General features: G+C 75.0%; 13 protein-coding genes. 7 read left to right on the top strand and 6 right to left on the bottom strand.

Annotated elements, in window-relative coordinates; all coding sequences use genetic code 11:
* Window positions 1–392 precede the first annotated feature (392 nt).
* Complete coding sequence (locus AC5L3Z_RS21640; protein ID WP_494844594.1) at window positions 393–1,928, bottom strand: glycosyltransferase family 2 protein; 1,536 nt, start codon at window positions 1,926–1,928, stop codon at window positions 393–395.
* Between the two features lie 294 nt (window positions 1,929–2,222).
* Between AC5L3Z_RS21640 and AC5L3Z_RS21645 the strand changes: the two genes are divergently transcribed.
* Both AC5L3Z_RS21645 and AC5L3Z_RS21650 read left to right on the top strand, forming a co-directional pair.
* The gene (locus AC5L3Z_RS21645; RefSeq protein WP_494844595.1) at window positions 2,223–2,651 is read left to right on the top strand and encodes an ATP-binding protein; all 429 of its coding nucleotides are present in this window, start codon (window positions 2,223–2,225) and stop codon (window positions 2,649–2,651) included.
* A gap of 11 nt (window positions 2,652–2,662) precedes the next feature.
* Window positions 2,663–3,841 (top strand): PP2C family protein-serine/threonine phosphatase, encoded by a 1,179-nt coding sequence (locus tag AC5L3Z_RS21650; protein WP_494844596.1) that lies wholly within the window; start codon window positions 2,663–2,665, stop codon window positions 3,839–3,841.
* 3 nt (window positions 3,842–3,844) lie between these two features.
* Here AC5L3Z_RS21650 and AC5L3Z_RS21655 read toward each other — a convergent pair whose 3' ends face one another.
* The gene (locus AC5L3Z_RS21655) at window positions 3,845–4,732 is read right to left on the bottom strand and encodes a DUF3152 domain-containing protein (protein ID WP_494844598.1); all 888 of its coding nucleotides are present in this window, start codon (window positions 4,730–4,732) and stop codon (window positions 3,845–3,847) included.
* 160 nt (window positions 4,733–4,892) lie between these two features.
* Between AC5L3Z_RS21655 and AC5L3Z_RS21660 the strand changes: the two genes are divergently transcribed.
* From AC5L3Z_RS21660 to AC5L3Z_RS21680, 5 genes are all read left to right on the top strand, one after another.
* Window positions 4,893–6,134: a DUF2786 domain-containing protein gene (locus tag AC5L3Z_RS21660; protein WP_494844599.1), complete on the top strand. Its 1,242-nt coding sequence runs from the start codon at window positions 4,893–4,895 to the stop codon at window positions 6,132–6,134.
* A gap of 108 nt (window positions 6,135–6,242) precedes the next feature.
* Window positions 6,243–6,602, top strand: a complete 360-nt coding sequence (locus AC5L3Z_RS21665; protein WP_494844865.1) for a YciI family protein — start codon at window positions 6,243–6,245, stop codon at window positions 6,600–6,602.
* Window positions 6,599–7,843 carry an RNA polymerase sigma factor gene (locus AC5L3Z_RS21670; protein WP_494844601.1) on the top strand — a complete coding sequence of 415 codons (1,245 nt, stop codon included), beginning with the start codon at window positions 6,599–6,601 and terminating at the stop codon, window positions 7,841–7,843. The genes AC5L3Z_RS21665 and AC5L3Z_RS21670 overlap by 4 nt, the downstream gene beginning before the upstream one ends.
* Window positions 7,844–7,872: 29 nt before the next feature.
* Window positions 7,873–8,517, top strand: coding sequence for a dihydrofolate reductase family protein (locus tag AC5L3Z_RS21675; RefSeq protein ID WP_494844602.1), 645 nt, complete (start codon window positions 7,873–7,875; stop codon window positions 8,515–8,517).
* Window positions 8,518–8,621: 104 nt separating this feature from the next.
* The gene (locus tag AC5L3Z_RS21680; RefSeq protein WP_494844603.1) at window positions 8,622–9,326 is read left to right on the top strand and encodes a dihydrofolate reductase family protein; all 705 of its coding nucleotides are present in this window, start codon (window positions 8,622–8,624) and stop codon (window positions 9,324–9,326) included.
* An 11-nt stretch (window positions 9,327–9,337) separates the two neighbouring features.
* Here AC5L3Z_RS21680 and AC5L3Z_RS21685 read toward each other — a convergent pair whose 3' ends face one another.
* From AC5L3Z_RS21685 to AC5L3Z_RS21700, 4 genes are all read right to left on the bottom strand, one after another.
* Window positions 9,338–9,847 carry a hypothetical protein gene (locus AC5L3Z_RS21685; RefSeq protein WP_494844604.1) on the bottom strand — a complete coding sequence of 170 codons (510 nt, stop codon included), beginning with the start codon at window positions 9,845–9,847 and terminating at the stop codon, window positions 9,338–9,340.
* 223 nt (window positions 9,848–10,070) lie between these two features.
* Window positions 10,071–10,244 (bottom strand): CsbD family protein, encoded by a 174-nt coding sequence (locus AC5L3Z_RS21690; RefSeq protein WP_494844606.1) that lies wholly within the window; start codon window positions 10,242–10,244, stop codon window positions 10,071–10,073.
* A gap of 95 nt (window positions 10,245–10,339) precedes the next feature.
* Window positions 10,340–12,610, bottom strand: coding sequence for a heavy metal translocating P-type ATPase (locus tag AC5L3Z_RS21695; RefSeq protein WP_494844608.1), 2,271 nt, complete (start codon window positions 12,608–12,610; stop codon window positions 10,340–10,342).
* A 14-nt stretch (window positions 12,611–12,624) separates the two neighbouring features.
* On the bottom strand, window positions 12,625–13,614 hold the full coding sequence (locus tag AC5L3Z_RS21700) for a DUF8832 domain-containing protein (RefSeq protein ID WP_494844609.1): 990 nt from the start codon (window positions 13,612–13,614) through the stop codon (window positions 12,625–12,627).
* Between the last annotated feature and the right edge of the window lie 10 nt (window positions 13,615–13,624).

Below are 13,624 nucleotides of genomic sequence, written 5' to 3' on the forward strand. Positions count from 1 at the left end.
CACCGATCTGGGCCTGCACTTCCCAACGCCGCCCATCGGTGCGGATGTACACGTCACGGCGACCGCGTACCGACGCGTCCCCGTTCCACCAGTGCTCTTCGACCATCACCTCGCGACCGTATAGCACCGTGCGCACTCGCCGACAGTGCCCAGCAGCCAGATCGGAGGCCATCGGCGGTTTGCGATCACCTTACGTGACGACCATCACGATGTCCGGCCACCGGTCGGCGCGGCGAGGCCGGCGGGCGTACCGGACTTCCCGCCCTTTCTCCCCCTGGTCGGGCTGCTCCCGGCGGGCCGGCTGGCACGGTGACCACGACCGACCGGCCGGCGACAACGACTGCGTACCCGCGGTGGCGGCGCCCGGCGTGCTGCCGCGCGCCGCCGCCGGGTCAGCGGCGCAGCTTGCGGCGGACCGACTCCGGGAGGCGGCGGGCCACCGCCCGGCGGAGCCGGGAGCGCAGGCTCTTCGGGTGCGGCAGCCTCACCGGACGAGCGCCGTCGACGGCGCACCGGAAGGCCAGCGACATCCCGGCGTCCTCGGTCCAGCCGCAGCTGGTGATCCGGGCCTTCAGGTCCCACGTCCCCTTGGTCCGGCCCCGGTTGAGGGCACCGAAGTCGAGCCGGGCGGTGCCCCGCAGCACGGCCCGCAGTTGCCCACCCTCGACGGGCACCAGTTCGACGGTGCCCTCCACGGGCACGAAGAACTCCTCGCCGGTCTCCCGCCGGCGGGCGATCAGGTCCAGCTTGGACTGGGTGAGCCGCTCCGTCGAGTCGCGCAGCTCGGCGGGAACGTCCGCCACCGGCAGTGACAGCAGACGCCGGTCGCCGTCGGCGGCGAAGGTGACCGGGTGCTCGCCCGACCGCAGTCCGCCGGAGAAGGTGACGGTCACGGTCGCCGAGTCCCGGTGTACCCGGTCGGCGGTGGCCGTGGCGTGCACGGCCGCCTCCCATCCGGCCAGCTGCCTCAGGTCGGCCGTCCGGCCCTGCTCGGTGAGCCAGGTCACGACCCGCTGCACCGGCGGCAGGCCGGCGGCGACGCCCGGCGCGAAGCGCTCCCGGATCACCCGCTGCGCCTCCCCGGCGACCAGCTCGACCCACTCCGGGGGCGCCTTGAGCAGCCGCTTACCCCGCAGCCGGGCGACGATCTCGTTGCGCAGCCACCGCCGGTGCAGCCGATCCCGCAGCTCGCCGGGGCCGGTGTGCGCGTCGACGATGTCCAGCGCCTCGCGCAGGTTGACGAAGTAGCCGGCCGGGTCGAGACGCTCGGCGGTCACGTTGCCGGCGTCGGTACGGCGCTGGTGGTGGTAGCAGACGTAGTCCGCCAGCACACAGGTGCGCCGGGACAGGAAGTACGCCCGGACCACCAGCACGTGGTCCTCCAGGCGGCGCTTGCCCTCGGGGAACCGCAGCTCGTGCTCGTTGAGGAAGGAACGCCGGAACAGCTTGTGCGAGGTGAGGCTGTCGATCAGCGGCGAGTTGGCCAGCGTCGCGTCGAACCGGTTCCGGCGGAACAGCTCCCGGGGCACGGACCGGCCGTGCCCGGCCATCCGGCCGACCACCACGTCCGCGTCGTGCTCGGCCGCGCAGGCGTAGAGCCGCTCCAGGGCCTCCTCGCCGAACCAGTCGTCGTCGTCGGCGAAGAAGACGTACTCCCCGCGGGCGTGCTGGACGCCGAGGTTGCGGGGCCGGGACGGCCAACCGGAGTTGGGGGTGTGCAGCACCCGGATGTGCGGGTGGGCGGCCGCCAGCTCGTCCAGCCGGGGGCCGGTGGAGTCGGTGGAGCCGTCATCGACGAAGACCACCTCGAACTCGTCGGCCGGCATCGACTGACCCAGTAGCGAGGAGACCAGCTTCTCGATGTGCGGGCCGGAGTTGTAGGCCGGGACCACGACGCTGATCCGGGGTGCTTCGGTGCTGGTAGGCATCGGCTCTTCCTGCGGGGGGTGGACTCGCGAGCCGGCGCCGGGTGCCCACCGCCCGGGGCGGCGAACACCGGGCGCTGCCGTCACCGACATGGCCCGTACCGGATGCGGACTTTACGCGACCGCCGGTTTCGGCGCAGACCCCGGAACGGCCACGATCATCGGTCCGGACGTCCGTCCGTGCCCGGCGCGGCGGACCGTGCGGACGGGTGCCGGGTCGAGGTGGAGAATCCGCACGAGGCGCGGGGCGATGGGGGGCTCCGCTTAAGAAGCCGCCACCGAGGGTACGTCAGGATCATGGGACAGCTGCGTACCTCGTCACCCCCGCCGCAGGCCGTGGAGCTGCGGCGATGGACCCTGGCCGAGGCGACCGACCTACGTGGCCTGCGCGCCTCCCTGCACCAGGAGTTGACCGGCGAACAGCTCAGCGACGGCGGACGGCTGGACGAGGTCCCCGAGCTGATGATCCTGGTCGCCACCGAGCTGGCGACGAACGCGCTGAAGCACGGCCGGCCGCCGACCATCGTCCGGCTGCTCGCCGCCGACGAATCGCTCATCCTCGACGTCGCCGACCATAACCTGGACAGCGTCCCGGAGTTGGCCGACATGCGGCCGATGGGTGCCGGCGGCCGGGGGTTGCAGATCGCCATGGCGGTCTCCCTCGACGTGGGCTGGTACGCCACCGCGACCACCAAGAACATCTGGGCGTCGTTCGCCCGGCGGTGACGGAGGTACGGATGAGCGAGTGGCAGGCGCTGCACGGGGCGCTGCACGAGGCCCACCACGCCCGCCCCGAGGACCTCCCCCGCCTGGCCCGGCGGATGGCCGGCGAGCTGGGCGCGACCGACATGATCCTCTACCTGGTCGACCACGAACAGCGTGAGCTGCTGCCGATGCGCGACGACGACTCACCCGGGCGCGAGTCGTTGACCATCGAGGGCACCCTGGCCGGCCGGGCGTACGGGCTGATGCGTCCGTACGCCGCCGAGGGCGGGACCCGGCTCTGGGTGCCGCTGCTGGACGGGCTGGAACGACTCGGCGTGGTCGAGGTGGTCTCCTCCGGGCCCGTATCCGCCGACCGGGTGCCCGGCTTCGTGGCCGCCTGCTCACTCCTGGCCGAGCTGGTGGTCACCCGGGCCAGCTACAGCGACTCCGTCGAGCGGGTGCGCCGCCGGGCCCCGATGCGGCTGGCCGCCGAGATGCTCCGCGCCCAACTGCCGCCGCTGACCTTCTCCACCGGCGCGATGACCATCAGCGGCATCCTGGAGCCCAGCTACGACGTCGGCGGCGACGCCTTCGACTACGCGGTCAACGGCGACACCGCCCACCTCGCGCTCTTCGACGCGGTGGGGCACGGGTCGGACGGTGGGATGCGGGCGGTGATGCTGGCCAGCCTCGCGCTGGCCGCGTACCGCAACGCCCGCCGGGCCGGCTTCGACCTGATCGCCACCTACCACCACATCGACACCGCCGTCCGCGACCACGACCGGCGGGGCCTGATCACCGGGGTGCTGGCCGAACTCGACCAGCGCACCGGCCGGCTGCGGGTGATCTCCGCCGGGCATCCGAGCGGGCTGGTGCTGCGCCGGGGCCGGGTCGCGACGGTGCTGCCGACGCCGACCGCGCTCCCGGTCACCCTCGGTGAGCACCGGCCGCCGCTGGTCGTCGAGGAGTCCCTGGAGCCCGGTGACGACGTGCTCTTCCACACCGACGGCATCACCGAGGCGCGCTCCGCCGACGGCATCCCGTTCGGCGTCGACCGGCTGGTCGACCACGCCGTACGGGCGATCGCCGACGAGCTGCCGCTGCCGGAGACCGCCCGGCGCCTGGTGCACGCGATCCTGGCCTACCAGGACGACCAGCTCCGCGACGACGCCACCGTGCTGCTGGTGCGCTGGCACGGCGCGCCGGACTGAGGGTCAGTCCTCGGCGGGGACCGGGTCGTCGTACTCGCCGGGTGGGCCACTGAGCGGGGCGCCGTCGACGCGGGGCCAGGCGTTCGGGGTGCAGCCGTGCAGGCCGAGCGTCTGCTGCTGCATCACCGGCGCCGGACCGCCGGGTGCGGGGCAGAGTTCGTGGCCCTGGCCCAGCCGGTGCCCCACCTCGTGGTTGAGCACGTACGCGCGGTAGGTCACCAGATCACCCCGGAAGCCGGGTACCCCCCGCGCCCAGCGGGCCACGTTGACCACCACCCGGTCGCCGTTGCGGCAGGAGGTGTAGCGGTCGCCGACGTCGCCGCAGAGCTGTCCCCGGGTGACCGGGGTGGTCAGCAGCACGGTGAAGTCCGCCGGGGTGTCCGGGCCGACGCGTTGCAGCCGCCACCGGCCGTCGCCGGTCCAGCCCCGGGGGTCGGCGAGCACCACCGCCACCTCCCGGCCGAAGCGCTCCTCGTCCACCTCGTCGATGCCGCCCTCCACCGCCACCTGGTACCGCAGCAGCTCACCGCCGCGTCCGGCGACCGCGCCCCGGGCGGTGGCGGTGCGCCAGGTGCCCGTGCCCCGCTCGGGGTACCGCAGGGCCGGAGGCGCCGGGGACACCCGAGGCCGGGCCGACGTCGCGGGAGCCGCGTTCGCGGGGACCGGGGCGGCGGCCACCGCCGGGCGGGCCGCGCCGGGCCCGCGACGCACGTCACCGACCAGGTCGGCGAGGTCGACGCCGCCGGGTCGGGCCGCCCAGAGGCCGCCACCGGCCACGCCGACGGCCAGCACCAGCGTCACCGTCAACGCGCCGGCCCGGCGCGCCGCTCCGCGACGCCCGCGGTGCCGGCCGCCCTCGGCCACCCCGCTCACCGTCAGGCTTCCCAACATCGGCCTCCGTCCCGTCGATCCGTGTTCGGACAGGAGTACGCGGACGACGGCCGCACGGTTGAGTGCCGCGACCGCCGATCCGCACCCGGGTACCGTTGCCGGGCGACACTCCCGACGATCCGGACACCACCGGGGCGTCATCTTCGAGGAAGGACCCCCCGTGCCGGACGCCGACGCCCTCATCGCCGACGCGGTCGCGGCGGTGCGCGGCACCGACGTACGCGACGCGGAGCGGAAGCTGGACCGGCTCGTCGTCGGCACCGGCGCCACGGACGGCACGGCGGTGGTGGACGCCGCCCTGCTCGACCGCCTGGCCGGCGCCCTCGCCCGACTCTGGCCGCGCGGCTGGCAGCCGGTGGACGTGACCCGGATCGTCAACCGCCGCCTCGGCGCGCAGCCGGGCCGGATGCTGGTGGACGCGCTCGCCGCCCAGCGGCGCGCGCAGGCCGGGGCGGTCCCGCAATGGTGGGACGACCAGCTCGACAGCCTCGACGCCCGGGTCTGGTGGGACGACGACGCCGGCTGGCTGAGCCGGCGGGCGGGCCGGGACGGCGAGGACCGGATCGCCGCGCTGCGGGTGGCGGTCGAGTTGCTGGCCCTGCTGGACGGCCTGCCACCGATCGCCGTGCTGCGTCCGCCACCCGGCGGCGGGGCGCAGGCCACGCCCCGGCGCGGCGGCCCCGCGCCGGCCGGCTCCCGGATGCTCGACCGGGTTCGGGCACTGCTGGCCAAGGCGGAGTCGACCACCTTCCCGGCGGAGGCCGAGGCGCTGACCGGCAAGGCCCAGGAGCTGATGGCCCGGCACAGCCTGGACCGGGCGCTGGTCGAGGCCACCGCCGAACGGCCGGACCTGCCCGGCGGGGTCCGGCTCGGCACCGAGGCCCCCTACGCGGGGGCGAAGGCGCTGCTGGTGCAGGAGGTGGCGGCGGCCAACCGGTGCGAGTCGGTCTGGAACGACGACCTCGGCTTCGCCACCGTGCTCGGCTTCGCCGGCGACCTGGAGGCGGTCGAGCTGCTCTACACGTCGCTGCTGGTGCAGGCCACCGCCGCGATGCTGCGCGGCCGCACCGAGCGGAAGCGGACCAGCAGCCGGCGGACCAGGGCGTACGACGAGTCGTTCCTCAACGCGTTCGCGCTGCGGATCGGGGAGCGGCTGCGGGCCGCCACCGACGAGGCGGACCGGCAGGCGGCCGAGTCCGCCGGCCCGGAGCGGCTGCTGCCCGTGCTCGCCGCCCGCTCCGACGCGGTCCGTGAACGGATGGACACCCTCTTCCCCGGGGTCACCCGGGCGCGGCTGACCGTCCGGGACGCCGAGGGCTGGCACTCCGGCACCTCCGCCGCCGACCGGGCGGCGCTGCACGGCGGCGCTTCGCCGGCGCGTCCACTGCCCGGCCGGCGCTGAGCGCGCGGGAAAATCCTCGGGCTCGGGTGTCGGATCGGCCGCGTCGGCTCCGATCCCTTCCCGAGCGGCCACGCCGTGGCCCGTACCCGAGGAGCGATCGTGAAGTACATGTTGCTGATCTGGAACCGCCCCGGCTTCGTCGAGGGGCTCTCCGAGCAGGAGCGCACCGCGCTCTTCGGCGAGGTAGACGACATCATGCGGGAGCTGACCGCGTCCGGTGAGCTGGTCGGCGGGGAGGCGCTGGCCGACCCGTCGCAGACCCGGACGGTGCGGTCCACCGGGGAGCGGCCGGAGGTCACCGACGGGCCGTTCCTGGAGAGCAAGGAGCAGTTCGCCGGCTACCTGACGGTGGACTGCGAGAGCCCGGAGCGGGCCGTGGAGATCGCCGCCCGCTGGCCGGACGTGCGGCGGGGCTTCGGCGTGCTGGAGGTGCGGCCGGTGATGGGCGAGGCCGGGACGGAGATGTGACCGACCGCCAGGTGGAGGACCTGCTGCGCGACCTCGCGCCGCAGGTCCTCGGCGTCCTGGTCCGCCGCCACGGGAACTTCTCCGCCTGCGAGGACGCCGTGCAGGAGGCGCTGCTCGCCGCCGCCACCGGCTGGCCGGAGCGGGGCGTGCCGGAGCACCCGAAGGCGTGGCTGCTCACCGTCGCCGGCCGGCGGCTGACCGACGAGTGGCGCAGCGAGCGGGCCCGCCGGGACCGCGAGGTCGCGGTCGCGCTCCGGGAACCGGCGTACGCGGGCGCCGCCCCGCCCGCCGACGAGGAGCCGCGCACCACGGACGAAAGCCTCACCCTGCTCTTCCTCTGCTGCCACCCGGCGCTGTCCCGGTCGGCGCAGGTCGCGCTGACCCTGCGCGCGGTCGGCGGGCTGAGCACGGCGCAGATCGCCGCCGCGTTCCTGATCCCGGAGTCGACGATGAGCCAGCGCATCCGCCGCGCCAAGCAGCGGATCGAAGCGGCCGGGGCGCGGTTCGTCCCGCCGGCGCCGGGCGAGCGGGACGACCGGCTGCGCGCCGTGTGCCAGGTGCTCTACCTGATCTTCAACGAGGGTTACACCGCCAGCAACGGCGGCGACCTGCACCGGACCGAGTTGACCGCGGAGGCGATCCGGCTGACCCGGCAGCTGCGCCGGCTGCTGCCGGACGACGGCGAGGTGACCGGGCTGCTCGCGCTGATGCTGCTCACCGACGCGCACAGGGCGGCGCGTACCGGCCCGGGCGGGGAGCTGGTCCCCCTCGCCGAGCAGGACCGGAGCCGGTGGGACCGGGCGGCGATCGCCGAGGGGGTGGCGCTGGTGACCGAGGCGCTGACCTGGTCGCCGCCGGGGCCGTACCAGCTCCAGGCGGCGATCGCCGCGGTGCACGCGGAGGCGCCCTCGGCGGAGGAGACCGACTGGCGGCAGATCGTCGCCCTGTACGGGGTGCTGGCGGTGGTCGCCCCGAACCCGATGGTCGCCCTGAACCAGGCCGCGGCGGTGGCCATGGTGGACGGACCGCGCGCCGGGCTCGACCTGCTCGTCCCGCTCGACGCCGACGAGCGGGTCGCCGGCCATCACCGGCTGGCCGCCGTCCGCGCCCACCTGCTGGAGCTGGCCGGGGAGCCGGCGGCGGCGCGGGAGGCGTACCTGCTGGCCGCCCGGCGCACCACCAGCCGGCCCGAGCAGCGGTACCTCGAACTGCGGGCCGCGCGGCTCGCCGCCCGCCGATGAGTTCCGGCCGCCCGGGAAGTCGACCCCGCATGGGTACGGTGACGTGTCAGATCTCGATGTCGTTGGACGGGTACGTGGCGGGGCCGGAGCAGAGCCGGCAGGACCCGCTGGGCCGGGGTGGGCTGCGCCTGCACGAGTGGTTCTTCGCGCTGGACGCCGGGCGGGAGCGGCCCGGGCCGCCCGCCGGGGCGCGCGACGTCGACGCCGAGGTGGTCGAGCGGATGACCCGGGGCATCGGCGCGTACGTGATGGGGCGCCGCATGTTCGGCAACGACGCGGGGCCGTGGGATCCGGACTGGCAGGGCTGGTGGGGTGAGGACCCGCCGTGGCGCACCCCGGTCTTCGTGCTCAGCCACCACCCGCGTGAGCCGCTGCTGATGCGGGGCGGCACGGAGTTCCACTTCGTCACCGACGGGGTCGAGGCGGCGCTGCGGCGGGCCCGGGAGGTGGCCGGCGACCGGGCGGTCGCGGTGGCCGGTGGGGCGAGCACCGTCCGGCAGTTCCTGGCGGCGGGGCTGCTGGACACCCTTCAGCTGCACATCGTGCCGATCCTGCTGGGGGCCGGCGAACGGCTCTTCGACGGGGTGGCCGACCTGTCGCTGGAGCAGGTGTCCGTAGTGGCCGGTCCGACCGTCACCCACGTGACCTACCGGGTGCGACGCCCGACCGCCTGAGGTGACCGGCGTCACATCCGTTCGTTGTCGGCTCAACCGGGTCGGCGCCGATTCACCGGTGAGCGGCGCGCAGGGCGCCGCCCGACGGAGGGGGGCGACGCGAGATGACGAAGGTGACCGCACAGCTGTCGGTGTCGTTGGACGGCTTCTACGCCGGCCCGCGGCACACCGGCGACGGCGACTGGATGGAGTCGGCCGAGAGTGCGGGGTTCTTCCGGGTCACCCGCTGGGTGACCGACGCGATGGCCTGGCGCGAGCGGCAGGGCTTCGCCGGCGGGGAACGGGACGTGAACTCCGACGTGGTCGCCGAATCGTTCGGGGCGGCCGGCGCGTACGTGATGGGACGGCGGATGGCCGACGGAGGTGAGGTGCCCTGGGGCGAGGAGCCGCCGTTCCGGGCGCCGGTCTTCGTCGTCACGAACCGCCCCCGCCCGACCCTGGTGCGCGGGGGCGGCACCAGCTTCACCTACGTCACCACGGGGGTGGCCAGCGCGGTCGAGCAGGCGCGCGCCGCGGCGGGCGGCCGGGACGTCGCCGTGGCCGGGGGCGGCAGCCTGGTGCGGCAGGTGCTCAAGGCCGGCCTGCTCGACGAGTTGGAGCTGCACGTCGTGCCGGTGGTGCTCGGCTCCGGCCTACGGCTCTTCGACGCGGACCTCGAGCTGGGCGAGAAGGAGGCGGTCGAGCTGGAACCGACCCGGGTCATCCACACGCCGCAGGTCACCCACATCCGTTACGTGGTGCGCGGTCGCGCCCCGCTCGTGCTCGACGACCGGGGCAGCGGTGGCGGCCCGACGACCACGACCGGCTGACGCGGACGGGATCAGACGTGGCAGTCGCGGGTGAGCCGAGGGGGGATGTCGACGAAGCTGGTCGTCATCCACGTCGCCGGGCTCTTCGCCGCGACGCCGCCGTCGATCTGCTCGGCTACGTCGGTCACCACCGCCTTGACCCGCGGGTCCTCGGCCCGGGCGGCCTGGTCGCGCACGTCGTCGGCGAGCTCGGCCAGGTTGCCCTTGAGCTGACCGTTGAGCTGCTCCGGGGTCAGCTCCCGCTGGGTGGCCGATGCCGAGTCGCGGGCGATGTCCCGGCTGGCGTCGATGATGAGCTTGTCGACGGCCTGGCAGACGGCGAGGGTGTTGGCGGCGCTGGCGGTCGTCGGGGTGGCGGCCGCGGTGGGCTCGGCGGCGGCGGTCGGCGTGCCGCCGGCCTGGGCGGTGGCGCCGGCGGTGGCCGGGGCGGTCGGCGCCCGGTCGTCCCCGGAGCTCTGGCATCCGGCGGTGAGCGCGGCGACGGCCAGCAGGGTGAGCGCGCCGGCGGTGCTGCGGTACATCGACTTCCCCGTTCGGTGGTGGCCGTCCGGGTGGGACGGCGCGGTCATGGTCCGTGGCGAGTGGTCTCCTGCGCCCCGACATCTCGGCGGCACCATCATGACTCTGCGGTATCGCGGGCGGGGCGGCGGGCCGCCACGCCGGTCACCCTCCGCGACCGGCGTGGGGCCCGTACGCAGCGCGCCGGGCCGACGTGTCGTCGGCCCGGCGTCGCGGCTGCGCGAATCAGCTCTTGAAGGCGTCCTTGATCTTCTCGCCGGCCTGCTTGAGGTTCGACTTGGCCTGGTCGTTGCGGCCCTCGGCCTCGAGGCGCTCGTCGTCGGTCGCCCGACCGAGCCCTTCCTTGACCTTGCCGGCGGTGTTCTCGGACGCGTTGCCGATCTTGTCGTCGATACCCATGCGAACCTCCAGATTGCAGTTCCTCCGACGCCTCCGATGTACCCCCGGGTCGAACGACGGAAACCCGACGCCCGGCACAGGATCACCGAAAGTGATCACCGAGGCTGTTCGGCGACCGGACGGAAGCGGCGCAGCCGGAGACTGTTGGCGACCACGAAGACCGACGAGAAGGCCATCGCGGCCCCGGCGATCATCGGGTTGAGCAGCCCGCCGGCGGCCAGCGGCAGGGCGGCGACGTTGTAGGCGAAGGCCCAGAACAGGTTGCCCTTGATGACGGCGAGGGTGCGGCGGGAGAGCCGGATGGCGTCCACCGCGGCGGTCAGGTCGCCCCGGACCAGGGTCAGGTCGGACGCCTCGATCGCCACGTCCGTACCGGTGCCCATGGCCAGGCCCAGGTCGGCCCGGGCGAGGGCGGCGGCGTCGTTGACCCCGTCACCGACCATCGCCACGGTCCTCCCCTCGGCCTGGAGCCGCCGGACCACGTCGACCTTGTCGGCGGGCAGCACCTCGGCGATCACCTCGTCGATGCCCACCTCGGCGGCGACCGCGCGGGCGACCGTGGCGTTGTCCCCGGTGAGCAGCACCGGGGTCAGGCCCAGCCCGCGCAGGCCGGCGACGGCCGCCCGGCTGGTCGGCCGGACCACGTCGGCGACCGCGAGGACCCCCCGGGCCCGGCCGTCCCAGCCGGCCACCACCGCCGTCCGGCCGGCGGCCTCCGCGTCGGTCACCGCCCGCACGACCCCCTCGGGTACGTCGAGACCCCGCTCGCGCAGCAGCCGCAGCCGACCGACCACCACCTCGCGGCCGTCGACCACGCCGGTGACGCCCAGCCCCTCGACGTTGGCGAAGCCGGTGACCGGGAGGACCTCCCCGGCCTCGGCGGCGCCGGCCGCGACCGCGCGGGCGATCGGGTGCTCGGAGCCGGCCTCCAGCGCCCCGGCGAACCGGAGCAACTCGACGGCGTCGCCCCCCTCGGCGGGGAGCACGTCGACCAGGGTCATCCGGCCGGTGGTGACGGTGCCGGTCTTGTCCAGCACCACGGTGTCGACCTGGCGGGTGGACTCCAGCACCTCCGGGCCCTTGATCAGGATGCCGAGCTGGGCGCCCCGCCCGGTGCCGACGAGCAGCGCCGTCGGGGTGGCCAGGCCGAGCGCGCACGGGCACGCGATGATCAGCACGGCGACCGCGGCGGTGAAGGCGGCGGTCGGGCCGGCCCCGGCGCCGAGCCACCAGCCCAGCGTGCCGACGGCGAGCGCGATCACGATCGGGACGAAGACGCCGGAGATCCGGTCGGCGAGCCGCTGCACGGCCGCCTTGCCGGTCTGCGCCTCCTCGACCAGCTTCGCCATCTGGGCGAGCTGGGTGTCCGCGCCGATCCGGGTGGCGGTGACCACCAGCCGGCCGCCGGCGTTGACCGTCGCGCCGACCACCGGGTCGCCCGGGGTGACCTCGACCGGCACGGACTCGCCGGTGAGCATGCTGGCGTCGACCGCCGAGGTGCCCTCGTCGACCACCCCGTCGGTGGCGATCTTCTCGCCGGGGCGGACCACGAACCGGTCCCCCACCGCGAGCTGGTCGACCGGGATCCGGGTCTCGGCCCCGCCGCGCAGCACCGCGACGTCCCGGGCACCCAGCTCCAGCAGGGCGCGCAGGGCCGCGCCGGCGGTCCGCTTGGAGCGGGCCTCGAAGTATCGGCCGGCGAGGATGAAGACGGTCACCCCGGCGGCCGCCTCCAGGTAGATGTTGCCGGCGCCGTCGGTGCGGGTGATGTCGAGACGGAACGGGTGGGTCATCCCGGGCACCCCGGCGTCGCCGAGGAAGAGGGCCCAGAGCGACCAGCCGAACGCGGCGAGGGTGCCCAGCGAGACCAGGGTGTCCATGGTCGCCGCGCCGTGCCGCAGGTTGATCCAGGCGGCCCGGTGGAACGGCAGGCCGCCGTAGACGACGACCGGGGCGGCCAGGGTCAGCGACAGCCACTGCCAGTAGGTGAACTGCCAGGCCGGCACCATGGCGAGCAGGATCACCGGGACGGTCAGCGCCACCGACACCCACAACCGGGTACGCAGCCCGCGCAGCTCGTCGACCGGCTCACCGGCCGGCTGGGCCGCGCCCGCCGGGGTGGGCGGGGGCGGCAGGACGGCGGTGTAGCCGGTCTTCTCCACGGTGGCGATCAGGTCGTCCGGGCTGACCTCGTCGGCGTACCGGACGGTGGCCTTCTCCGTGGCGTAGTTGACGGTGGCCTGCACGCCCTCCATCCGGTTGAGCTTCTTCTCGATCCGGGCGGCGCAGGACGCGCAGGTCATGCCGCCGATCGCGAGTTCGATCCGGTTCGGGGCGACCGGCAGGGACTCGGTGGTCGATGTCATCGCGGCACCTCCTGTCAGTTGTGCCCGTGACCGGGCGCGCCGTGTCCGGCGTCGCCGGTCGGGGTGGGGGCGGCCGGGGCGACCGTCGGGGCCGCCGGGGCCGCCCCGGTGGTTGGCCCGGGGGTGCCGGCGACGACGGTGAACTCCGCCGTGTGCACCGCCCCGCCGTGCCGGAAGTCCAGGTAGAGCCGGTAGGCGCCGGCCGAGGGCACCTCGGCGGCGAAGGTCACCGCCGGCCCGGCCGGGGTCCGCCCGTCGCCGGGCGTGCCCTCCGGGTGCACGTGCAGGTACGCCAGGTCGCCCTGGCGCAGCGCCACCAGGTGCCCGTACGCCCCGAGGTAGGGCTGGAGGTCGGTGACCGGCTTCCCGTCCCGGCCGACGGTCAGGGTCAGCCGGCTGGTGCGTCCCGGTTCGGGCGTGCCGGTGAGGGTGACCGTGTAGCCGTCGACCGTGGTGCTGGTGGCCGGCGCCGGCAGCGGCCGGGGGTCGAGCCGGCCGGGGACGGCCACGTCCACGCCGAGGGTGAGCGGCTGCCCGCCGGTGGGGGTGAAGTCGGCGAAGGCGCGCCAGAGGCCGGGCCCGCCCAGCGGCGACTCGACCCGCCAGGTGCCGTCGGCGTCCAGCTCGGGGTGGACGTGGCGGAAGCCGGAGAGGTCGCGCCGGGCGACAATCAGGTGCATCCGCTTGTCGTGTGCCACGTCGTAGCGGGTCACCGGCGCGCCGTCGGGGCCGCTGATCCGGAAGGCGAACTGCCCGGCGGGCGCGTCCACCGGTTCCATCGTGTAGCCGCGGTCGGAGACGAGCAGCCCGCCGGGCAGGTGGGTGGCCGCGTCGGCGGCGCTGCCGTGCCCGTCGTCGGTGGCGCCGTGGTCGGTACCGGTGGAGTCGTGGCGGGTCTCGGCGGCGGGGGTGACGGGGTCGGCCAGGTGGCCGACCCCGTACGACGCGCCGAACACCGCCGCGAGGCCGAGGGCGAAACCGCTCAGCTTCGTCGCCGTGTTCATGGTGCTACCT

The sequence above is a fragment of the Micromonospora sp. LZ37 genome (genome assembly GCF_059359015.1).